Source organism: Ruegeria sp. AM2 (assembly GCF_056540685.1).
Genome location: NZ_JBQFXE010000001.1, coordinates 417758 through 438471 on the forward strand (window position 1 = coordinate 417758; position 20714 = coordinate 438471).

At 57.7% G+C, this 20714-nt stretch carries 19 protein-coding genes; 6 read left to right on the plus strand and 13 right to left on the minus strand.

Annotated features, from left to right (window positions below; genetic code table 11):
* Complete coding sequence (locus ACR0CR_RS02085) at positions 1-2823, minus strand: helicase-related protein (RefSeq protein ID WP_480596294.1); 2823 nt, start codon at positions 2821-2823, stop codon at positions 1-3.
* 21 nt (positions 2824-2844) lie between these two features.
* Positions 2845-3414, minus strand: a complete 570-nt coding sequence (locus ACR0CR_RS02090; RefSeq protein ID WP_480596296.1) for a tetratricopeptide repeat protein — start codon at positions 3412-3414, stop codon at positions 2845-2847.
* A gap of 70 nt (positions 3415-3484) precedes the next feature.
* Between ACR0CR_RS02090 and ACR0CR_RS02095 the strand changes: the two genes are divergently transcribed.
* The 3 genes from ACR0CR_RS02095 (at position 3485) to ACR0CR_RS02105 (ending at position 6655) form a co-directional block, all read left to right on the plus strand.
* Complete coding sequence (locus ACR0CR_RS02095; RefSeq protein ID WP_480596298.1) at positions 3485-3775, plus strand: SCP2 sterol-binding domain-containing protein; 291 nt, start codon at positions 3485-3487, stop codon at positions 3773-3775.
* Entirely contained in the window at positions 3775-4752 is a 978-nt protein-coding gene (locus tag ACR0CR_RS02100; protein WP_480596300.1) for an alpha/beta fold hydrolase, read from the plus strand. The genes ACR0CR_RS02095 and ACR0CR_RS02100 overlap by 1 nt, the downstream gene beginning before the upstream one ends.
* Before the next feature lie 82 nt (positions 4753-4834).
* Positions 4835-6655 carry a M3 family oligoendopeptidase gene (locus ACR0CR_RS02105; RefSeq protein ID WP_480596301.1) on the plus strand — a complete coding sequence of 607 codons (1821 nt, stop codon included), beginning with the start codon at positions 4835-4837 and terminating at the stop codon, positions 6653-6655.
* 38 nt (positions 6656-6693) lie between these two features.
* Here the strand turns inward: ACR0CR_RS02105 and ACR0CR_RS02110 are convergent, their stop codons facing one another.
* The 6 genes from ACR0CR_RS02110 to ACR0CR_RS02135 all read right to left on the minus strand — a co-directional run bounded on the left by ACR0CR_RS02110 (position 6694) and on the right by ACR0CR_RS02135 (position 12066).
* Complete coding sequence (locus tag ACR0CR_RS02110) at positions 6694-7365, minus strand: Crp/Fnr family transcriptional regulator (protein ID WP_480596303.1); 672 nt, start codon at positions 7363-7365, stop codon at positions 6694-6696.
* 275 nt (positions 7366-7640) lie between these two features.
* Complete coding sequence (locus ACR0CR_RS02115) at positions 7641-8507, minus strand: DMT family transporter (protein ID WP_480596304.1); 867 nt, start codon at positions 8505-8507, stop codon at positions 7641-7643.
* Positions 8508-8540: 33 nt separating this feature from the next.
* Complete coding sequence (locus tag ACR0CR_RS02120) at positions 8541-8810, minus strand: DksA/TraR family C4-type zinc finger protein (RefSeq protein ID WP_480596306.1); 270 nt, start codon at positions 8808-8810, stop codon at positions 8541-8543.
* 58 nt (positions 8811-8868) lie between these two features.
* Complete coding sequence (locus ACR0CR_RS02125; protein WP_480596307.1) at positions 8869-9843, minus strand: Gfo/Idh/MocA family protein; 975 nt, start codon at positions 9841-9843, stop codon at positions 8869-8871.
* Between the two features lie 144 nt (positions 9844-9987).
* Positions 9988-10884, minus strand: coding sequence for an RNA polymerase sigma factor RpoH (rpoH, locus tag ACR0CR_RS02130; RefSeq protein WP_480596309.1), 897 nt, complete (start codon positions 10882-10884; stop codon positions 9988-9990).
* Between the two features lie 147 nt (positions 10885-11031).
* Positions 11032-12066 carry an RluA family pseudouridine synthase gene (locus tag ACR0CR_RS02135; protein WP_480596311.1) on the minus strand — a complete coding sequence of 345 codons (1035 nt, stop codon included), beginning with the start codon at positions 12064-12066 and terminating at the stop codon, positions 11032-11034.
* Between ACR0CR_RS02135 and ACR0CR_RS02140 the strand changes: the two genes are divergently transcribed.
* Positions 12065-12367, plus strand: a complete 303-nt coding sequence (locus ACR0CR_RS02140; protein ID WP_480596313.1) for a DUF6476 family protein — start codon at positions 12065-12067, stop codon at positions 12365-12367. The genes ACR0CR_RS02135 and ACR0CR_RS02140 overlap by 2 nt on opposite strands.
* Here the strand turns inward: ACR0CR_RS02140 and ACR0CR_RS02145 are convergent.
* From ACR0CR_RS02145 to ACR0CR_RS02165, 5 genes are all read right to left on the minus strand, one after another.
* Positions 12364-14358: a hypothetical protein gene (locus ACR0CR_RS02145; RefSeq protein WP_480596315.1), complete on the minus strand. Its 1995-nt coding sequence runs from the start codon at positions 14356-14358 to the stop codon at positions 12364-12366. The genes ACR0CR_RS02140 and ACR0CR_RS02145 overlap by 4 nt on opposite strands.
* 173 nt (positions 14359-14531) lie before the next feature.
* Positions 14532-15665, minus strand: a complete 1134-nt coding sequence (gene nagA / locus ACR0CR_RS02150) for an N-acetylglucosamine-6-phosphate deacetylase (protein WP_480596317.1) — start codon at positions 15663-15665, stop codon at positions 14532-14534.
* Positions 15662-16690, minus strand: a complete 1029-nt coding sequence (locus tag ACR0CR_RS02155; protein WP_480596319.1) for an SIS domain-containing protein — start codon at positions 16688-16690, stop codon at positions 15662-15664. Before ACR0CR_RS02155 ends, nagA begins: the two co-directional genes overlap by 4 nt.
* Before the next feature lie 12 nt (positions 16691-16702).
* On the minus strand, positions 16703-17458 hold the full coding sequence (locus ACR0CR_RS02160) for a GntR family transcriptional regulator (protein WP_480596321.1): 756 nt from the start codon (positions 17456-17458) through the stop codon (positions 16703-16705).
* Positions 17445-18332 carry a glucosamine kinase nucleotide-binding domain-containing protein gene (locus ACR0CR_RS02165; protein WP_480596323.1) on the minus strand — a complete coding sequence of 296 codons (888 nt, stop codon included), beginning with the start codon at positions 18330-18332 and terminating at the stop codon, positions 17445-17447. The genes ACR0CR_RS02160 and ACR0CR_RS02165 overlap by 14 nt, the downstream gene beginning before the upstream one ends.
* 158 nt (positions 18333-18490) lie before the next feature.
* Between ACR0CR_RS02165 and ACR0CR_RS02170 the strand changes: the two genes are divergently transcribed.
* Both ACR0CR_RS02170 and ACR0CR_RS02175 read left to right on the plus strand, forming a co-directional pair.
* A complete protein-coding gene (locus ACR0CR_RS02170) occupies positions 18491-19411 on the plus strand; it encodes an N-acetylmuramic acid 6-phosphate etherase (protein WP_480596325.1) in 921 nt (306 codons plus the stop codon).
* Positions 19408-20658, plus strand: coding sequence for an ABC transporter substrate-binding protein (locus ACR0CR_RS02175; RefSeq protein ID WP_480596327.1), 1251 nt, complete (start codon positions 19408-19410; stop codon positions 20656-20658). The genes ACR0CR_RS02170 and ACR0CR_RS02175 overlap by 4 nt, the downstream gene beginning before the upstream one ends.
* Positions 20659-20714: the final 56 nt, after the last annotated feature.

The following is a 20714-nucleotide window of genomic DNA, read 5'->3' on the forward strand; positions in this document are numbered from 1 at the left end:
TTAGTTGCCGTCCTTTAGACCCATCAGCGCAGCGGCGAAGGGGTTGTCGGGATCGATCGCTTTCTCCTTCTTCGGCGGACGGGCCGAGAAGGACTTGGCGCCCTGCGGCTTGCCGCCTTTTTTACCTTGCGGTCGGCGTCCGTCCTGCTGCTTACCACGCGGCTTGCCCCTGCCCTGCCCTTGCTCGCGGCGCGGGCCACGGTTTTGCTGGCGCTGGCGACCCCATGTGAAGGTATAAAAGACCTCGAGCTCGGGTTCGTCCGATGCTGGCTCCGCTGGCTGTTCCGCAACCGGAGCCTCGGCTGCCGCCTCGGTGCTTTCGGTGGCCTCGGCTGGCGCCTCGGCGGGGGCGGCGACCTCGTCCGCCGGCGCATCCGGTGTCGGGGTTTCTTCGGCGACAAGTTGCTCTGTCGTTTCTGCCGCAGGTTGTTCGGCGGGTGCAGGTTTGACCTTTTCACGCTCGCCGCGCTCGGCCTTGTAACCCAGCCCCTGCATCAGGTCCGCAAACTGTTCCAGCGTCATGCCGGTGATCGAAAGCATGTCGGGCTTGGCCTCGAACCCGCTGCGGCTGTCCTCGGCACGTAGCATGTCAGCCAGACGTTCCAGCATGTCGATACGGATCGAGCGCTCGCCCGCGTCGCGGTAGCCACACATGGTGTCGTAGCCTTGCGGCGCGTCCTTGGCGACAGGCACAGTGACCAGACCCGGCGGAGGAGCTTCGGGAAATTCCTGCAAGCCACCGGACAGCGCCCACAGCACCAGACGCAGGCGTGTTGGCGCGGGTTTCAGCAGCAACGGCATGAAGATGGTGAACTGACCAAATCGGATACCGTGCTTGCGCAGCGCGCCACGGGCGTCCTGATCCAGATCCTTGACCTCTTGCGCGACCTGCGCGCGCGGCAGCACGCCCAGCGCCTCGACCATGCGGAATGCGAAACCCTTGGCGAGGCCCGACAGTTCCTCGTCGCGCGACAGGTTCAACAGCGGCTCGAACAGCGCGGCCACCTTGCGGTCGATGAAATGCTGCAGGCGGCGCTGCACTTTCTGTTCGACGTCAGGGCCTGCTGCCTCATCGACAAAAACCTCGACCATGGGCTTGAGCGGCTCTGCCCCGGCTACCAATTTGCCGACCGCATATTCGCCCCACATCAAGCCGCCCTGATCGGTGAAATCAATTTCGGTATCGGGCGCATTGTAGAAGCGATCGGCACGCAGATGGAATTGCGGCGCGAGGGCCTGCAGAGAGGCAGACTTCAAGGCTTTCGCCTCGGTCCCCTGCGCGGCTTTGTCCGGGATAAACCGGAACCCTTCCAGACGACCGACGAATTCGCCTTCGACGGTCACTTCACCCTTGTCATTTACTTCGGCCAAAAGGGCCTCCTTCTGTTTGAGCCGGCGCAGCAACACAGATGTGCGCCGGTCCACAAATCGTTGGGTCAAACGGTCATGCAGAGCGTCTGACAGCCTGTCTTCTACAGTGCGCGTTTCCTCACGCCAATGGGATTCGTCACGCACCCAACTGTTTCGTTGCGCAACATATGTCCAGGTGCGAATATATGCCAGCCGTTTGGAGAGCGCATCAATATCGCCATCCGTTCGGTCAATATGGCGGATTTGCCGCGCCATGAAGTCGTCGGGAATGGACCCGCGTTCGTGCAGGTGACCATAGATGACCTCAAGCAAACTGGCGTGTTCGGCGTGGCTGATGCCCCGGAAATCAGGGATTCGGCACACATCCCACAGCAAACGGACCGATTGCGGATCACTGGCGCGGGCGATCACTTCGGTAACTTGCGACAGAGATTTCAGCACATTGAGGTCATCAGCCGGGCGCGCCTTGAGTAGGTTTTCATTGCCCGGACTGACTTCGAGCGAGGCGATCAGCGCCTCAATCGAGCCGAACCGCAAGGCAGCATTCCGCCAGTTCAGCTTTTTCATCGGCGTGAATCGGCTGTCCATGATGGCTTGGGCCACACCGTCATCCAGCGGAGGAGCCTCACCGGTCACCCCGAAGGTGCCATCTGACATACCACGCCCGGCCCGGCCCGCGATCTGGGCTAGTTCGTTAGGGGCAAGCGGACGCATCCGCCGCCCGTCAAATTTGGTCAGAGACGAGAATGCCACATGGTTTACATCCAGGTTCAACCCCATCCCGATGGCATCGGTGGCGACCAGAAAATCGACCTCGCCATTCTGATAGAGCTCCACCTGCGCGTTGCGCGTGCGGGGGCTAAGTGCGCCCATGACCACCGCCGCCCCGCCCTTTTGGCGGCGCAGTAACTCGGCGATGGCATAAACGTTGTCTACCGAGAACCCGACGATGGCGCTGCGCGCGGGTATTCGACTGATTTTTTTTGACCCGGCATAAACGAGCTGAGACATGCGTTCACGCCGGACAAACTGTGCCTCTGGGACCAGGGCCGCGATGGGGCCGCGCATGGTATCTGAGCCCAGAAACAGTGTCTCATTGGTGCCGCGCGCCCGCAGGAGGCGGTCGGTGAAGACATGGCCGCGCTCGGGGTCAGCACACAGCTGGATTTCGTCGATGGCAACGAAATCAGCCCCCATGCCTTCAGGCATCGCCTCGACCGTGCAGACCCAGTATTGCGTGCGGGGTGGCACAATCCGCTCTTCGCCCGTAACCAAAGCCACAACAGACGGTCCGCGAATGGCGACAATCTTATCGTATACTTCGCGCGCCAATAGACGCAGCGGCAGGCCGATCACACCGGTCCGGTACCCCAGCATCCGCTCAATCGCGTAGTGAGTTTTACCTGTGTTGGTCGGGCCGAGTATGGCCACGATTCGGGATGACCCGCTCACCTTTGCCCCCTGCCCCGGTTCTCAGAGCGCAGCGCCCTCGACCTGAGGTCTCAATCGATTCACGGCATTGGTTACTTCTTCGTGATGCGGATGTATAGCCAGAGCGCGGGTGTACGCGTCATAGGCCCTTTGGGGCTGATCGGTGATCTCGAAAATCAGTCCAAGCCCATAGATCGCTTCGTAATTGTTGGGGTTCAGCGCCAACGCAAGTTCCAGATCCGCAGCGGCCATACCAAAACGATCAATTCCAAAGAACACCGAGGCTCGAACGTGCCAGCCCTCGGCGAATTCCGGCGCGTGATCCGTCAACGCTGTAAGGTGTTGCAAGGCTGCGTCGACGTCTCCGTCGTCCAGTGCCTCACGCCCACGCTCCAACAGCAAATCCGCCGAGGCAGACCCCGACTGGGACCACAACGCCTTGAGCTGCCGGTCGAGTCCAACCGCTTGTTCCGGAGTCGACTGCATAAGTTGATTTAGCAACGCGGCCTCATCCCTCAGATCCGCTTGCTGCGCGCCAGCAGGAATGGAAAACGTGACTAGAAGTAACGTTGCCGCGACGATATCTTTGAGATTGGTGCTTGCATTACCCATAACACTGTTCAGTGTAGCGTTGCGCCCGGGGATGTCCATTCCTGGGCGCATTAACAAAGTGAGGAGAACCATGAGCGAAACTCTGGATAAGGCCGCGGCCGCGCTGAACGAAAAACTGACCGGGGGCGTGTTTGACGCATCTGCCAAATTTGCCATCGCCGGTTTGGGCGCTATCGTTTTGGATGCTGACGGCGCGCGCGTCAGCGACGACGAGGCAGATGTGACACTGAGTGCAGATGTTGACACGTTCGAACAAATCCTCAGCGGAGAGCTTAACCCAACAGGGGCGTTCATGTCCGGCAAACTGAGCGTGGACGGCGACATGGGTATTGCCATGAAGCTCGCTTCGGTGCTGGCCTGATGGAATTGTCGCCGGCCCCTTACTTTGAAGACGTGGCCGGCGGTCCCGCTGGGGGCAAGGCCCACTGGCTTGCAACCACTGACCGCAAGCGGATTCGTGTGGGCCACTGGTTGCCCGCAGGCGAAGCCCATGGAACGGTCATGCTGTTCCCAGGTCGCACAGAATATATTGAAAAATACGGCGACACCGCCCGTGAGTTCATCGACAGGGGCTTTGCCGTCCTTGCCATCGACTGGCGCGGTCAGGGTCTCGCTGACCGGTTGCTCGATGACCCGCGTGTCGGTCATGTCGACCAGTTCACCGACTATCAAATGGATGTGGCTGCGACGCTTGATCTTGCAGTTGAACTTGATTTGCCTAAGCCCTGGTATGTGATTGGTCACTCGATGGGCGGCGCCATCGGAATGCGCGCGGTTCTGGAAAAAGACTGTTTCGCGGCCTGTGCATTTACCGGTCCAATGTGGGGCATCTTCTTTACCCCGTTGATGAAGCCGCTCAGTCGACTTACCGCCTATTGGGGTCCTCGGATCGGGTTGGGAGAACGTACGCCACCGACGACGACGCTGGAAAGCTATGTCGCGGCACAGCCTTTCGAAGGAAACGTGCTGACCCGTGATCCGACGATGTACAAGATGATGCAGGACCAATTGGCCGCGCATCCGGAACTTGCCCTTGGTGCGCCCTCGACAATCTGGTTGCGCGAGGCGTTGGATGAATGCGACTGGCTGATGGACCAAACGGCACCTGAAACACCATGTCTGACATTCCTTGGCAGCCACGAACAGATTGTCGACCGCAAAGCGATCCGTGCCCGGATGGCGAATTGGCCCAGCGGCACCTTGGTCGAAATCCCGGATGGCGAACATGAAGTGATGATGGAGGCGCCCGACGTGCGCGGGCCTGTCTTTGACCAACTGGCCAATCATTTTCTGACGGCCACACAAGGCACATCGTCCGAGATGATCCTGAGCAAGTAAGCTCGTGCATGCGCGAAGGTCGCTTGTGATCCTGACGCCTCGGGCCTAGATGTTTGCCAAAGCAGAATTTTCGAGGTGACCCATGCGCGACCTTCCCTTTCCCGTCCGTGACGCAAACGCCGTTGGAGGTGCTGACAATCTCGGCAATTTGCCAGAGTGGGATTTGAGCGATCTCTATGCATCAGAAGACGCACCAGAGTTGGCCCGCGATCTAGATTGGCTGGAAGGTGAATGCGCGTCTTTTGCGGCTGATTATGAGGGTAAACTGGCCGACTTGGACGCCGCCGGTTTGCTGACCTGCGTCCTGCGGAATGAGAAAATCAACGCCATCGCCGGGCGGATCATGTCCTTCGCGGGCCTTCGGTATTACCAACTGACCACTGATGCCGAACGTGCCAAGTTCCTGTCGGACATGCAGGAAAAGATCACCATCTTTACGACTCCACTTGTGTTTTTCACGTTGGAAATCAACCGCATCGACGACGACGTTTTGAAGGCCCATTTCGGCGCGAATGCGGATCTGGCGCGTTACGAACCTGTTTTCCGTCGCATCCGAGCGATGAAGCCGTATCAGCTCTCTGACGAGCTTGAGAAATTCCTGCATGATCTGGGTGTCGTCGGCGACGCATGGGAACGCCTGTTCGACGAAACGATCGCTGGGCTGACCTTCGACGTGGACGGCGAAGAATTGAATATCGAAGGCACGCTCAACCTGTTGACCGAACAGGATCGCTCCAAGCGAGAGGCGGCGGCGCGAGAGCTGGCATCGGTGTTTCAAGACAACATCAAAACCTTCGCCCGTGTTCACAACACACAGGCCAAGGAAAAGGAAATCGTCGACCGCTGGCGCAACATGCCGACCGCGCAGACCGGTCGCCATCTGTCAAATGACGTTGAACCAGAAGTCGTTGAAGCCCTGCGCGAAGCGGTTGTGGCCGCCTACCCCAAGTTGAGCCATAGATACTACGAGTTGAAGCGGAAATGGCTGGGTCTGGGCGTGATGCAGGTCTGGGACCGCAACGCGCCCCTTCCGATGGAAGACACTCGCATCGTTGGCTGGGAAGAGGCCGAAAAGACGGTGATGGATGCTTACAACGCGTTTGATCCCCGCATGGGCGAGATCGCGGCACCCTTTTTCTCAAAAGGCTGGATCGACGCGGCCGTCAAACCGGGCAAAGCACCAGGTGCGTTTGCACATCCCACGGTGACCGAAGTCCACCCTTATGTGATGCTCAACTACCTGGGCAAACCGCGCGACGTGATGACCCTTGCGCATGAGCTTGGTCATGGGGTGCATCAGGTGCTGGCAGCCGATCAGGGTGAGATGCTGTCGTCGACCCCTCTGACACTTGCTGAAACAGCCTCGGTCTTCGGCGAGATGCTGACTTTCCGCAAAATGCTGGACAAGGCCGAGACTCCGGAACAGCGCAAAGTGCTGCTGGCGGGCAAGGTAGAGGACATGATCAACACGGTCGTCCGCCAGATCGCGTTCTATGACTTTGAATGTAAGCTGCACGCAGCGCGGCGCGAAGGTGAGTTGACCCCTGACGACATCAACGCGCTGTGGATGAGCGTTCAGGCCGAAAGCCTTGGCCCTGCATTTGAATTCATGGAAGGGTACGAGACCTTCTGGGCCTATATTCCGCATTTTGTCCACTCGCCCTTCTACGTCTACGCTTATGCCTTTGGCGATGGCTTGGTAAATGCGCTGTACTCGGTCTACGAAAGCGGTGCTGACGGTTTCGAAGACAAGTATTTCGACATGCTGCGCGCTGGGGGATCAATGCACCACAAGGAATTGCTCGCCCCGTTCGGACTGGATGCCAGCGACCCGAAATTCTGGGACAAGGGCCTTTCGATGATCTCGGGCTTTATCGATGAGTTGGAGGCGATGGAAGGCTGATCGTCAAACGACAAACGCCCCGATTTTCGGGGCGTTTCTTATTCGACAAGTTCGCGAAGTCGATTCAAGTCGTTCACGATGATTGATTTTTGCTCGCTCTGAACCCCAAAAGTCCTGAGCTTTGAAAAGGCGCGCGACAGGCTTTCCGGCTTCATTCCCAGCGCGGATGCCAAAACAACCTTGTCGAATGGCAGTTGAACCTGGGTTGTCCCGCCCTTTTGTTCGATCAAGCGGATCAGAAAGTTGCTCAGCCGTTCGACCCCGGTGTGCACCTTCAATTCCTCGACCTGCAACATCATGTTGTCCAGGTGCCCCGCCGCAGCTGAAAGGATCGCGGACGAGATTTCCTGTGCCGCCCCTTCGCAAGACCCCATTGTCGAAAGATCCACAAATAGAATTTCGCAACCGGTCGCAGCTTCGACATATGCGGTCGTTCGGCCCCCACTCAGCGCACGCACCTCATCGAAACTCTGGCCGCTGGACAGCATCGAAAGCAGCGCCTCGTGACCGGACGAGGTAACGCGGTACAATTTGACCCACCCCGACAGAACGATCTTGAGAGAAGTACAGGGCTCATCCTGCACCCCAATGGTCTCCCCCCGGTCAAACGCGCGGATTTTGGATCCGGAAAGCAGGCAATTGCGCACAGGCGGCGAGAGCTGCTGCAATAGCGGAGCAGTGATGCGAGTTGCCTGGCTGAGATCGAACATTGAATTACCTGTCGCTGAGCACAAATCAGGGATAGCGAAAACAAATTCCCAAAAACTTGAGCCAGATCAATTTTTAGACACCTGAAAACATTAAAGAAATTCTGAACCTGGAATGTGTTTGCCTAGAATTTAGTCAAAAATTCAACCAATGCGAGGGCTTAGCGGCATGTCCGGCCCGCTTGTCAACTACCGCTCGTTACGTGCAAAAATTGCTATTTGCGCGCACATTATAGATGGCGACTCACTAAATGCAGGACCTTGTCGACGTGTCACAATTAGGTGCCCTTGGTTTTTTGCGTCGTGGTCAAGAAAATCGCAGTTACAATCATACTTGCCCCAATCATCGAAAACACAGTGATCACTGCCCCCAAAAACAACGCAGCGTTAACGAAGGTGAACACGACCGAGGACGCAAACATCAAAGTCGCCGTCAGGGTCGAAACACGGGCGGCGGCCTCGTACCACAGGTAATAGGCCAGCGCAGTTGGCAGAACCCCCAGAAGGATCAGGAAAACCAGATCGTTAGCCGTCGGAAGCTCCAAAGACGACGCCGCCAAGGGCAAAAGCAAGACGCCTGAACACAGGAAAACGCCGAACAGAAAGTTCAACCGCTCGCCCGTTGTCTGGGAACGGCGCATTGCCCGACTGCTTGAGACCAGAAATACCGCCCAGCTAAACCCAGCTCCGATCTCTAGAAGATCGCCGAACAAGGGGTCTCCACCGACCCGAAAGTCCTGAAGAACCGTCAGAAAAACACCCAGAACCGCCAATGCTGTTGCCAGCATGTCCGTCCGAGTGACCGGTGTGTCTGCAATAAAGTAGAGGAACACTAATACGAAGAACGGCGCGGTGTTTTCCAGCACCATGGCGTTGGCGGCGCCGGTATACTCCAAACCGATATGGAACAGAACATAGTTCACCACGGTTGAAAGAACCGCCAGCCGAAAATTCCAGTCTTTCAAGTTGATCGCGACCGGCACACGCATCAGGCGCAGCATGACATAAATTGCCAAAGCCGCGATGAACAGGCGCGATACGGCGATTTGCAACCCACCCAAGTCGCTCGTCAGGTAGCGGACGATGACGCTGTGCGTGCCCCACAGAAACGCGGCCAGAAAGCCCAGAACCAAACCATTTTGCATGAGGGCGTGCTTTGCCTGGGTCGCGGGCATCCGCTACTTCAATTGGCTGTCTTTGGACCCGCGGCGGTTGATGCCCGCGCGGGCCTTGAAGGAGCCGTCTCTCTCTTGCTGGCAATCCAGGCAAAGCTTGACCCCTGGAAGCGCGATCCGGCGTTTTTCGGGGATCGGTTCCTCACATTCCGCACAATGGGTCAGGCTTTCGCCTAGGGGTCGCTTCTGCGCCTGCATCCGCGCCAGTTCGTCGGAAATCGACGCTTCAATCTGTTCGCTCACCGCGCCGTCGCGCGCCCAGCCGCCAGCCATGGATCGCCTCCTGTTCAGATGACGGCCAGATTAGGTCAGCCGGGCCGCCTGTGGCAAGTCAGAGAGACACCGCACATTCAAACACGCGGTCGATCATAGCTTGCGTTCCGCGCGAAAACTCAAGCGGGCAAGGATAGTCCACGCCTTCGCGCACAGACCGGCAGAACGCTTCAACCTGAAGTTTGTAATGGTCATCGCCGGGGAAGCGGGTCACCTGAACCTCAAGCCCGGGGCGGTGCAATTCCACCCGCGCTTCACCAAAAACACGTGCGTTGAAGGGCGCTGTCAGGCGGATTACGCCGGCTTCGCCGTGAAACTCCATCCACTGATTGGGATGCATTCTGGTCGATACATAGGTGGAATACGTAAAACCGGGAAAGCGCGCATTGATCTCTGTAAATACGTCAACCTCGTTTTCCCATCGGATCGACGCGCTGAGTGTTTCGGGCTCGGCACCCGTCACAAAACGCGCGCTGCCGATCGTGTAGACGCCAATATCGCGCAATCCGCCCCCGCCGGTTTCGGGGCGGTTTCGAATGTTCTGGGTGTCCGACCGGTTGTCATAGCTGAATACGCCGGATACATGGCCAAGTTTTCCAATCGCCCCATCAGCAAAGAGCTGTCTGGCCAACTGCCACTGAGGATGATGCACGATCATGTAGGCCTCGGCGGCAAGCAGGCCCGTCTGGTCCCGTTTGGCGATCAGTTGATCAAATTCCTGCGCCTGCATCGTCATCGGTTTTTCGCACAAAACGTGTTTGCCCGCATCCAGAGCTTTCAGGCTCCAGTCGACGTGCAAATGATTGGGCAGCGGGATATAGACAGCTTCGATCCTAGGGTCCGCCAGCATGGCATCGTAACTGTCATAGACCTCAAGATCGGGACAGAACGATTTGAAAGGTTTTGCTTTTTCTGAGTTTGATGTTGCAAGACCCGTCAGGCGTGCGCCCTCAGCCGCGTGGATCGCCGGTGCCATAAATTTCTGCGCAAACTGCGCCGCACCCAGAACGCCCCATTGAACCGGATTGGTCATATCTATCCCTCCATGCCGTTAGCGCAACCGTTTTGCGCCCTTCTAGCAATCAACCGCCCGGCTGTCAGGGCTATTATGGTCACAACAACGCGAAGAACCGGCCCAATGGTTTTGGGCCGGTCCCTCAATTGCGATCAAATTCGTTTAGCTTGCGCCCAGCATGCCTTTTTCTCGCGCCAGTTCACGCATCTTTTTCTGCAGCTTTTCGAACGCGCGTACTTCGATTTGGCGGATGCGTTCCCGGCTGACATTGTACTGCGTGCTCAGATCTTCGAGCGTGACGGTCTGATCCATCAATCGGCGCTGCGTCAAAATATCTTTCTCGCGATCATTCAGCACATCAAGCGCGGCGGCCAGCAGTTCACGGCGGGCCTCCAACTCATCCCGCGCCTCGTAATCTCCGGCCTGATCAGCATCTTCATCTTCAAGCCAGTCCTGCCACTGCATGGTCCCCTCGCCCTCGGACCCGACGGTGGCGTTCAGCGAGGCATCGCCACCGGACATCCGGCGGTTCATGCTGATCACTTCCTCTTCGGTCACGCCAAGATCAGTGGCGATCCGAGTGACGTTTTCCGGGCGCATGTCTCCTTCTTCCAACGCACCGATGCGGGCCTTGGCCTTGCGCAGGTTGAAGAACAGCTTCTTTTGCGCCGAGGTTGTGCCCAGCTTCACCAACGACCAGGACCTCAGGATATACTCCTGAATCGAGGCGCGAATCCACCACATCGCGTAGGTCGCCAGACGGAAGCCCTTTTCCGGATCAAAGCGTTTGACCGCCTGCATCAGACCCACATTGGCCTCTGAAATCACCTCGGCCTGCGGCAGTCCGTAGCCGCGATAGCCCATGGCAATTTTTGCCGCCAGACGCAGGTGCGACGTGACCATTTTATGCGCAGAATCGGTGTCCTGCTCTTCGACCCAGCGTTTCGCCAGCATATATTCCTCTTCCGGCTCCAGCAGAGGAAACTTGCGAATCTCCTGCATATAGCGGTTCAGACCACCCTCGGGTGTCGGCGCGGGAAGATTTGTGTAATTTGCCATTTAGTTCTGCCCCTTGGACAAATGTTTAAGCCCTTAACATGGGATATGGGCATGTCGCCCGTTACATTCAAGAGGTACCGGTAACAGTTTGGAATTAACCGGATGTAAAGAAAAGCTGAAAGTACAGTTTTCACAAGGCTTTGCGAATTATGTCACCGGCTGGCACAGGTCTTTCAGCAAGGCATCCATATCTTCGGGTAGCGGAGCTTCAAACCGTAGGGTTTCGCCGGATACGGGATGCGTAAAGCCTAAAACCGCGGCGTGCAGCGCCTGACGTGGAAACGCACGCACAGCTTCGGCGGTTTCGGGACGAAACGCCCGCGCAGCCAGCTTACGTTTACCGCCATAAACCGGATCACCAACCAGACCATGCCCAGCATGCGCCATATGGACCCGAATCTGGTGCGTACGTCCGGTTTCCAGCCAACATTCGACCAGCGACAGGGAATTGGGCTCGCCAAACGTTTCGACAATCCGAGCTCGCGTTACCGCGTGGCGGCCGCCATGAAAAACAACTGCCTGTTTCTGCCGGTCCGTTTTATGACGCGCCAACTGCGTTGTGAGGCGCATGATATTGCCGGGTTCAAAGCTGACGCCCTTAACTCCGCGCAAACGCGGGTCATTGGCGTCCGGAACACCGTAACAGATCGCCCGATAATAGCGCTCAACACTATGAGCTTCAAATTGGGCAGCCAACCCATGATGCGCGGCATCGGATTTAGCAACGACCAGTAAACCGCTGGTTTCCTTGTCAATTCTATGAACGATACCCGGTCGCTTGACACCCCCGACGCCTGAAAGATCCGAGCCGCAATGGTGCAGCAGAGCGTTGACCAATGTCCCACTTGCCGAGCCCGGCGCCGGATGCACCACCATCCCGGCGGGCTTATTGACCACGATCAGATCATCATCCTCATAGACGACATTCAGTGGAATGTCCTCAGGTCCGATATGGCTGTCTTCTGCCTCGGCCACGTAAATTTCAACGCGCGCGCCCTCAGACACCTTTGCCTTGGGGTCCGCAACCGGCGTGTCATTCACGGATACCGCGCCCTCTTCGATCAATCGCACGATGCGGGTGCGCGACAGGCTTTCTTGCGCTGGAACATCCCGCGCCAGCGCCTTATCAAGGCGGGGTGGCGGCGCGGCCGCAATGACGAACTCTATCAGGCGGGTGCCCATGACTGACCCTTCCGAACTTCAGGAACCGCAGGAAACACCGCAGCTTAGGTTGCTGCGGCGCATGGTCATGCTGTTGACCGCGGTGATGATTGGCGGGGTTCTAGTGACATTCGCGCTGATTGTCATCCGCCTTGCGGACAGAACGCCCAAATTGCCGGATCAGATCGAATTGCCTGAAGGTGCCAAAGCGCAGGCACTGACTATTGGCAACAATTGGTATGCGGTTGTGACCGACGACAATCGCATTCTGATTTTCGACAAAACCACCGGCAAACTAAGGCAAGAGGTCACGCTGGACTAGTCGCCCGCCCGTTTGAGTTGATTTGCGAAGCGCTTAAACGGCGGATACAGATCACGTGCCCGCTCAAGGTATTTGCGTGCTTTTTGCTTTTTGCCTCTTCGCAACAGAATCTGTCCCGCAGCACCTTGAATCGCGACCGAGACATCATCCAGTTCCGCGGCCTTCAAGATCAGGTCTTCACCGTGTTCCTTGTTCCCAAGCCGTTCGGTCAGACCACCCTTGGCAAATATCAGGAACGGGTTTTCCGGATCGCATGTCAGTGCGGCATCTATTGCTGCCTGTGCTCCGAGAGCATCACCCTCTGCTTCAAGAATATCCGACAGTCGCTTGTAATATAGCGAATTTTCTGGAAATTCTGCGGCCACTTCGCGTGCGACGTCAACCGCCTTTGCGCCGTGCAGTTCACCCAGATGGTAATCCAAAACTGCGCCCGCGCTACGTAGACGCGGATCGTCACTTGGGATATCCGTCAGGGTCTCAAGCACGGTTTTCAAAGCTGCCAGCCGATTTGGGCTGTCGAACAATCGGCGCGCTTTTTGATCCAAGGCAAGAGCTGACCAATCCAGCAAAACAAAGTCAAAATTGCAGGGACGCAGCGCAATGATCTTATGCTGGACAAGGTACATGTTGTTGAACGGTGGAAAGCGACGCTGGCGGATATGTTTTTGTAGCGACCAGTCCACGGGCGGCAACAACCGATATGCCATCTGTCCGCGATAAAGCATCCGAGACCCCAAAACAACGACATCAGGTCGTAAGGGTTTGGCCCAGAACGCTTTTGCGAAATGACGCGTCCCGGCCCAACGGTTCTTTTGCGCCCCGAGGATCGCGCCGCGCAATGCCGACAGAACCGCATAATCCTCTGGCCAAAGGTGCGGACTTTGCAACCCTTTCCGTGCCAGATTTTCACTCTCCTTCCACTGCCCAAGATAGAAACAGTTCAAAGCTTGCAGCAACGGCATGAACGCGTTGTCCGCGCCCGCGTCCAAAATGGGCCGCGCCAGATCGTAAGCCTCCTGACATCTGTCCTGAGCCACCAAATACTGTGCAGCTTTGGAATAGACATGCGCGGCCTCGGAGGGGTTCAGAAAGCTCTCTGGTCCCAGCGCGACCCGTTCAATGACGCGCGTATTGGCCTGCTGAATCTCGTCTTCGGTCAATACGTCGCGAAACACCTTGCGCTGCTGTCCGGAAATACGCGCCGCAGCCATCGAAAAGGCCGAAATATAGGGGGCCACAACCTGTTCGGCCCGCGACATCGCATAAAGCTCTAGAAAGTCACGTTTGGCCCGTGACAACTCGGACAGGTCCGCAATGTCCGGCATCTGCATCAGGTCCGGAAACTTTGCCTGAAACCGCGCGATTAGTTCCGGCTGATCAGAGAACATGATCGACGCTCGCCCGTCTGCCTTTTCGAGATGCGTCTCGTAAAACTCTTCGGGTTCGATCTTGGCGGGCCAGGTCGAGTGCTTCCACGGCAAACCGTTCAGAATATCCCCGCGCCGGATGTGATAGGCGGACACGCCCTGCCCCGAGAGCTTTTCATCGATCTGATTCATGATCGAGCGGATGTCATCGGCGAATCCGACCCGGTGAATGAATTCGCGATAGCGCGGGCGAATAGTCTCAATGCCCTCCCAAGGAAACGCCAGGACCTCGAACCCTTCTTCAACCAGAACCGAACGGCCCGCGGTGAGATGCGCGTTCAGCCGATCTGGGGAAGGATCGTTCAGAAAAGCCCACACCGGCAAGGCATTGCGATTGAGGTCATCGAATTCCTGTGCGCTCAGGAAATGCGCATCCATCCAGTCTTTGGTGAATAGCTCTTGCGGATGGTCGAGTTCCGGTGCGTCCCCGCCTTGGGGAAACCAGTTGATCCGGTATTCTGTCTGAAAGTCCTGTGCCAAGCGGATGCATGTCAGCATCATCAGCAGGCGCGCGCCCATCCGATCCTTGCGCTGACCTATGAAAACGCCGCGTGCCTTGGTCATCGTCCGCTTTCGGCTGGCCGGGCCTTGAAAGACCCAAGTAAATGTTCAACCACGGGTGCTAATATCAATGCAATCTGAGGCACTCGACCCTGCTCCGAACCGGTTTTTCTGTAGTGATACACAAAGCAGCCAGAAACGGCGAGGTCAGAAATCCTTTTGGAAAAGTATCACCTTCAAATGTCCAGAACCGGAACCGCCTCAGACAGGTCTGCGCTGATCCGAATGAACGATGACGTAGCCAACCGATCAGCCGCCGGCATGTCGACGATATCTGCAGGGATACTGGTTGCAGCCACAAGCGCCTGTTCCAGTGGGATTCCAACCTGCTGCGTCAGGTTGCGAAGCGCGGTGGTCAGATCAAGATCAGCTCCTGCAAGCGTACCATCCTGCAAGGTTAACCGGCCGTTTTCACGCTGAATCAGCCGACCCTCCAGACGAAATTCCTGTTGCGTGGTACCGGCGACGGCCATCGCGTCGCTGACCAGAAAGATGCGGCCCGGACCTTGTTTGGCGGCACATGCCGCCCGCATCGTCTGAGCGTGCACATGAACAGTGTCAGCGATGAGACCCGCAGACAGTGCACCACAGGACAGCACCGCGCCAACCAGGCCCGGCTCTCGGTTTCCCAGCTGGCTCATGGCGTTGAAAAGATGCGTCGCGCATCGGACACCGGCGTCCGCATACGACAAGCAAGTCTCGAACGACGCATCCGTATGGCCAAGCGAGACAACAATTCCCGCACGGGAAAGTTCCGCGACCTGATCCGTGCTGACGCTTTCGGGCGCGATGGTCACCATCAGGGCCGGTAGATTTTCGCGCGCAGCGATCAGGTTATCGAGGTCTTTGCCTGACATTGGCCTTATCAACTCGGCATCATGCGCACCCTTGCGCCGCACGGACAGATGTGGACCTTCCAGATGCAGTCCGACGATTCCAGGCACTTTGTCCTTCACTGCCTGAATGGCCGCTTCCACCGCAGCCTGCGTTTTTTCGGGCGTGTCTGTGATCAGGGTTGGCAGGATCGACGTCGCCCCAAGCTGGCGATGCGCCCTAGCAATGCAGGCCAATGTCTCGACTGTCGGTGCATCATTGAACATGACGCCGCCGCCGCCATTGACCTGCAGATCGACATAGCCGGGGCTCAGGATATCGCCCGCCAAGTCCTCAACGTGTTCACCATTTGCCAAATCGGAAGTTGGAATGATCCCTTGCAAAACGCCGCCGGCAAATCTGGCGGCGCAGTCGTTTCGCAAGGTCTCGCCATCAAAGATCGGACCGCCAGTGAAAGTAACGTTGTAAGCGTTCATACCGTTTCCGTCACTTTTCTGAGGTGTCGCGGCGTGTCCGGGTTGATCCCGCGCCGTGTGGCCACCGTTTCGACCATGCCGTAGAACGACGCAATTGCAACCACTGGGTCTGTCATCCAATGATTGGTTCGCACATGGGGCAGCGGAACCGCCTGCTTGACCTTGTCCGAGGTCGCAAAGACCTGCGCGCCTTTCTGCACCAAAGCGTCGGCCACCTCGGCGATGTTGGCCTCGGCAGCATCACCGGACAGGAAGGCCAGAATTGGAAACCCAGTGTCCACAATCGACACCGGCCCGTGCAAAACCTCGGCAGAGGAATAGCTTTCGGCATGGATCTGACAGGTCTCTTTGAATTTCAGGGCCGCTTCGTTCGAGATCGCCCAGGACGGTCCGCGCCCGAGGGTGAACAGGGACTGCCCATTGACCGCCTCAACCACCTGCCCCCAGTCGCAGGTGATTGCCGCCTCAAGCGCCTCGGGCAAGTCACGAATTGCACCCAACAGGTTGGCGTCGCCCTTCACCTCTGCCAGCAGCCAGAGCCCGGCCACCAAAGAGTTTACGAATGTCTTGGTGGCCGCCACACTGAGTTCCGGTCCCGCGTGAATGGACAGCGTCGAGGATGCCGCGGTGGTCAAGGCCGACTCGGTGCTGTTGGTAATCGCAACCGAAAGCGCGCCGCCTTTGGTCAGAGACCGGGTCAATTGCACGATGTCAGGGCTCTGACCCGATTGGGAAATTGCGAAACAAGCGGCACCATTGCACTTCATGTCAACGCCATAAATGGACTTGACCGATGGCCCAACCGACGCCATCGGCAAACCCAGCAACAATTCCGCCGAATACTTGAGATAGCTGCAGGCATGATCCGAGGACCCGCGCGCGACGGATATCAGAAATTGCGGATCATGGTCCCTCAGCGCGCGCGCCGCTTGCGCCACGGCGGCCGCACCTTCCGTCAATAGCCGGTCAACGGCCACCGGGATTTCATTGATTTCCCGCCTCATTTGGGTGGTTTGGGTGGACATTGTCCGCACCTTTCAGTTTGACAGCCGCAGCTCGGCCACGAAATCGTAGGCTTCGCCGTGATAGATGGATCGGGTAAGCTCGGCGACGCGCCCGCTGTCCAGATAGGATGTGCGCTGAATCCGAAGCCCTGCTGTGCCTTCTGCAACGTCCAGCAATCCGGCCTCGGCCGCCTCAAGGTTGATGGCAGAAATCTTCTGAATGGCGCGCACCGGGCGAAACCCCGATTGGTCCAGAAACGCATAAAGCGATCCGGTCACCTCAGTTGGGTTGGGCAGAATGTCCAGCGGCAGCGAGGCGCGTTCCAGCGCCATGGGCCGCCCGCCAGCCGCCCGCAGACGGTGTATCCGTGCCACTTGTTCATTCGCAGACAATCCCAACGCCATCATCTCGTCCGGCGAGGGAAGGAAAATCCCGCGCTCCAACCAGGTTGACGTGGTTTTCATTCCGCGCCTCTCCATATCCTCGGTAAAGGATGTCAGGTGCGAGAGGGATTGTTCTACCCGCGCGACGGGCTCGCGCACGAAAGAACCGGAGCCCTGGCGCTGCTCGATTGCCCCTTTTCGCACAAGCTCTTGAATCGCCTTGCGAACAGTGACTCGAGACAGATCGGTCAACTCGGCAATTTCACGTTCAGGTGGCAATGAGCTGTTGGGCGGGAGGATACCGTCGGCGATCCCTTCCTCCAATCTCTGTCGCAGCTGGACATAGCGTGGCCCCGCGTTATGTCCCAACCAACCTTCGGGACGCAGGAAATCAGCGATGCTCATTCTCGATCTCCTTTTGAAACGCATGCGCCAAAGCGATCGCGCCTGACAGCGGATCCCCTTCTGCATCCGCCAAATCCACCCGCATCTCTTCGGGCAGCAAACCGGCGTAATGAGGACCGATGCCGCCGGTCAGGCAAATTGGCAAGCCTGACCGCCACCCCAACCGCGTAAGTCGATCAGCCAGATATCCGGCACCTTCCGCCAGAACAGTCAGAGCCACTTTATCCCCCTGACCGGCGGCCTTCGTCACCAATGGAGCCAGCGCGCCGAAGTCATAAGGCGACATTTCCCCTGCCGCGCCCACAATGCCAGCGCTTCCAGCAAAGTGGTCCAACAATTGATCGGCCAGATCGGATCGACCAGTTACATCATCCACGCAATCCAGCACATGCGACAACGCCTTGCGACCGACCCATTGCGCCGATGCCTGATCACCCAGAACCGGCCCCCAACCACCGACGAAACGCCCCTTGCCGCCAATCTGTGACGCCAGAAAGGAACCCGTCCCACAATGGGCAATGAAACCATCCCGACAACCCATAGCACCCCGCAATGCCGCCGCGCGGTCATCCGCGATTCGAATGTGCCGGAATGGCAATTCACGCGCCAATCGCCGGGAAATCTCGTCGCCGGTAATCCCGGCCAATCCAAAATAGGCGGGAATCTCTGCAAGGTCCGATTGTCTCAAGTCATTCTCAGACGCCAGCCCCTCCAATCCTACGCGCATTTCAGCCAACGCGGCGCGGAAATCGGTGGATACATTTGCTGATCCAACCTCGATCTTGCGCACCTCGACACCATCAGACAGCGCAATTCGACAGCGCGTTCCACCGCCATCGACGGCCACAACAAAGGTGTCAGCTGCTTTAGTCATGTAGATACCTTTATAATACCTTTTGCGATGATAAAAGACCAAAACACTACAAAATGAGGGGATTTGGCGAATATTTCAGAATATATACCAATCTCAACAAAATGGTAGACTAATGGTATCTAAAAGGTATGATGCCCAGAAGCCATAGGGGGAATCACGTGACCACACCGGTGACAGAACAGCTGCATCAGGACGCCGACGGGCTGGACGCCCGACCGCTGGCCGAGGTAGCCGCCCTTCTTGCCACCGCGCAATCCAATGCCGCCAAGGCGCCCATGTCGTCCCTTCCCGAAATTTGCGCGGGCGCCTCGGCCATGGCCGCGACGATCCGAAACGGGGGCATTTTGCGCTATCTGGCTGCCGGTTCGTCCGGACTGATGGCTGCATCCGATGCATTGGAACTTGGCGGCACATTCTCCATCCCATCCGATCAAATACGCATCCATATGGCGGGTGGTTTGCCGACCACCGCCGATATGCCAGGCGATGTCGAGGACATTGCAGATGATCTGGATCGCGAACTGGCAGATCTGTCGGAAACCGATACTCTGATCGCCGTTTCCGCTAGCGGCAGCACGCCCTATACGGTGGCCGCCGCAGGAATCGCGCGGACGGCGGGGGCAACGGTCATTGGGTTGGCCAACAACCCGGACACCGAGTTGCTGCAACTGTCAGATCACCCCGTCTTGCTACCGACACCGCCAGAACTGATTTCAGGCTCGACCCGCATGGGGGCTGGCACGGCGCAAAAAATCGCACTGAACATGTTGTCGACCTTGATGGCCGTCCGGCTTGGGCACATTCAGGACGGCATGATGGTCAATCTGCGCGCGGATAATGACAAGCTGCGTGCGCGGGCCAACGGAATCGTTTGCCACCTGACAAATGTCACACCTGACCAAGCTGACAAGGCGATAGCCGATGCGGGCGGCAACCTTAAATGCGCAGCTCTTTTGGCATCCGGGGCGGAAACGCTTGAAAGCGCCCACGCCCTTCTGCGAGAATTCGACGACCACCTTCGCCCGGCATTGGAGCGATTAAAAAATAACGAAACCATCAACTTGGGAGAAATGAAATGAAACGCAAAGTTCTAAGCCTGGCTCTGCTGAGCACGGCGCTGGTTACAAGTGCCTATGCGCAGGATGCGACGCTGACCATCGAAAGCTGGCGCAATGACGACCTGGCCTTGTGGCAGGAAAAAATCATTCCAGCCTTCGAGGCCGAGCACCCCGGAATCAAGGTGATCTTCTCACCCTCTGCCCCGGCTGAATACAACGCCGTGCTGAACTCGAAGCTCGAGGCCGGATCAGCGGGCGATCTGATCACCTGCCGTCCGTTCGACGCCTCGTTGGCTTTGTACGAGGCTGGTCATCTGACAGACCTGTCTGATCTTGAGGCGATGGGCAACTTCTCGGACGTTGCCAAATCCGCATGGCAGACCGATGACGCTTCGGCCAGTTTCTGCGTTCCGATGGCATCCGTGATCCATGGCTTCATCTACAACAAAGACGCGTTCAACGAGTTGGGCATCGAAGTCCCCACCACCGAAGCCGAATTCTTTGCCGCGCTTGAGAAAATCAAGGCAGACGGCACCTATATCCCGATGGCGATGGGCACCAACGACCAGTGGGAAGCCGCCACAATGGGCTATAACAACATCGGCCCGAACTATTGGAAAGGTGAAGAAGGCCGTCAGGCGCTGATCAAAGGCGAGCAGAAACTGACAGACCCACAGTGGGTTGCACCCTATGCAACTTTGGCAAAGTGGGCTGACTATCTGGGTGACGGTTACGAAGCACAGACCTATCCAGACAGCCAGAACCTGTTCACGTTGGGTCGCGCCGCAGTTTACCCGGCGGGCAGCTGGGAAATCTCGGGCTTCAACACGCAGGCCGATTTCGAAATGGGTGCCTTCAAGCCGCCAGTCCAGAATGCCGGTGACACCTGCTATATCTCGGATCACACCGATATCGGCATCGGCATGAACGCCGCCAGCGAAAACCAGGAAGCCGCGCGCACCTTCCTGGCCTGGGTCGCTAGCCCGGAATTCGCCAGCATCTTTGGCAACGCCCTGCCCGGCTTCTTCCCGCTGTCCAGCACTCCGGTCGAGTTGGAAGATCCGCTGGCCAAGGAAATCGTCGGCTGGCGCGATGAGTGCGAAAGCACGATCCGCTCGACCTACCAGATCCTGTCGCGCGGCACACCGAACCTCGAAAACGAGACTTGGGGCGCATCCGTTGCCGCCATCAAAGGCGCGGAAACACCCGAAGCTCTGGGTCAGCAGCTGCAAGACGGTCTGGCCAGCTGGTACGCACCGCATCAGTAAAGCCTGAGCCACTCACACCGGACGCGGCGTGTGTCGCGTCCGGTCCCTAATCCCCC

Excerpts from the sequence above, each read along its gene's own strand:
- ACR0CR_RS02120 (WP_480596306.1), bottom strand. The coding sequence starts at position 8,810 with ATGGCTGGCGGCTGGGCGCGCGACGGCGCGGTGAGCGAACAGATTGAA.
- ACR0CR_RS02165 (WP_480596323.1), bottom strand. The coding sequence starts at position 18,332 with ATGACTAAAGCAGCTGACACCTTTGTTGTGGCCGTCGATGGCGGTGGA.
- ACR0CR_RS02105 (WP_480596301.1), top strand. The coding sequence starts at position 4,835 with ATGCGCGACCTTCCCTTTCCCGTCCGTGACGCAAACGCCGTTGGAGGT.
- ACR0CR_RS02115 (WP_480596304.1), bottom strand. The coding sequence starts at position 8,507 with ATGCAAAATGGTTTGGTTCTGGGCTTTCTGGCCGCGTTTCTGTGGGGC.
- ACR0CR_RS02160 (WP_480596321.1), bottom strand. The coding sequence starts at position 17,458 with ATGAGCATCGCTGATTTCCTGCGTCCCGAAGGTTGGTTGGGACATAAC.
- ACR0CR_RS02140 (WP_480596313.1), top strand. The coding sequence starts at position 12,065 with ATGACTGACCCTTCCGAACTTCAGGAACCGCAGGAAACACCGCAGCTT.
- ACR0CR_RS02125 (WP_480596307.1), bottom strand. The coding sequence starts at position 9,843 with ATGACCAATCCGGTTCAATGGGGCGTTCTGGGTGCGGCGCAGTTTGCG.
- ACR0CR_RS02110 (WP_480596303.1), bottom strand. The coding sequence starts at position 7,365 with ATGTTCGATCTCAGCCAGGCAACTCGCATCACTGCTCCGCTATTGCAG.
- ACR0CR_RS02090 (WP_480596296.1), bottom strand. The coding sequence starts at position 3,414 with ATGGGTAATGCAAGCACCAATCTCAAAGATATCGTCGCGGCAACGTTA.
- ACR0CR_RS02145 (WP_480596315.1), bottom strand. The coding sequence starts at position 14,358 with ATGACCAAGGCACGCGGCGTTTTCATAGGTCAGCGCAAGGATCGGATG.
- nagA (WP_480596317.1), bottom strand. The coding sequence starts at position 15,665 with ATGAACGCTTACAACGTTACTTTCACTGGCGGTCCGATCTTTGATGGC.
- ACR0CR_RS02155 (WP_480596319.1), bottom strand. The coding sequence starts at position 16,690 with ATGTCCACCCAAACCACCCAAATGAGGCGGGAAATCAATGAAATCCCG.
- ACR0CR_RS02100 (WP_480596300.1), top strand. The coding sequence starts at position 3,775 with ATGGAATTGTCGCCGGCCCCTTACTTTGAAGACGTGGCCGGCGGTCCC.
- ACR0CR_RS02135 (WP_480596311.1), bottom strand. The coding sequence starts at position 12,066 with ATGGGCACCCGCCTGATAGAGTTCGTCATTGCGGCCGCGCCGCCACCC.
- rpoH (WP_480596309.1), bottom strand. The coding sequence starts at position 10,884 with ATGGCAAATTACACAAATCTTCCCGCGCCGACACCCGAGGGTGGTCTG.
- ACR0CR_RS02095 (WP_480596298.1), top strand. The coding sequence starts at position 3,485 with ATGAGCGAAACTCTGGATAAGGCCGCGGCCGCGCTGAACGAAAAACTG.
- ACR0CR_RS02175 (WP_480596327.1), top strand. The coding sequence starts at position 19,408 with ATGAAACGCAAAGTTCTAAGCCTGGCTCTGCTGAGCACGGCGCTGGTT.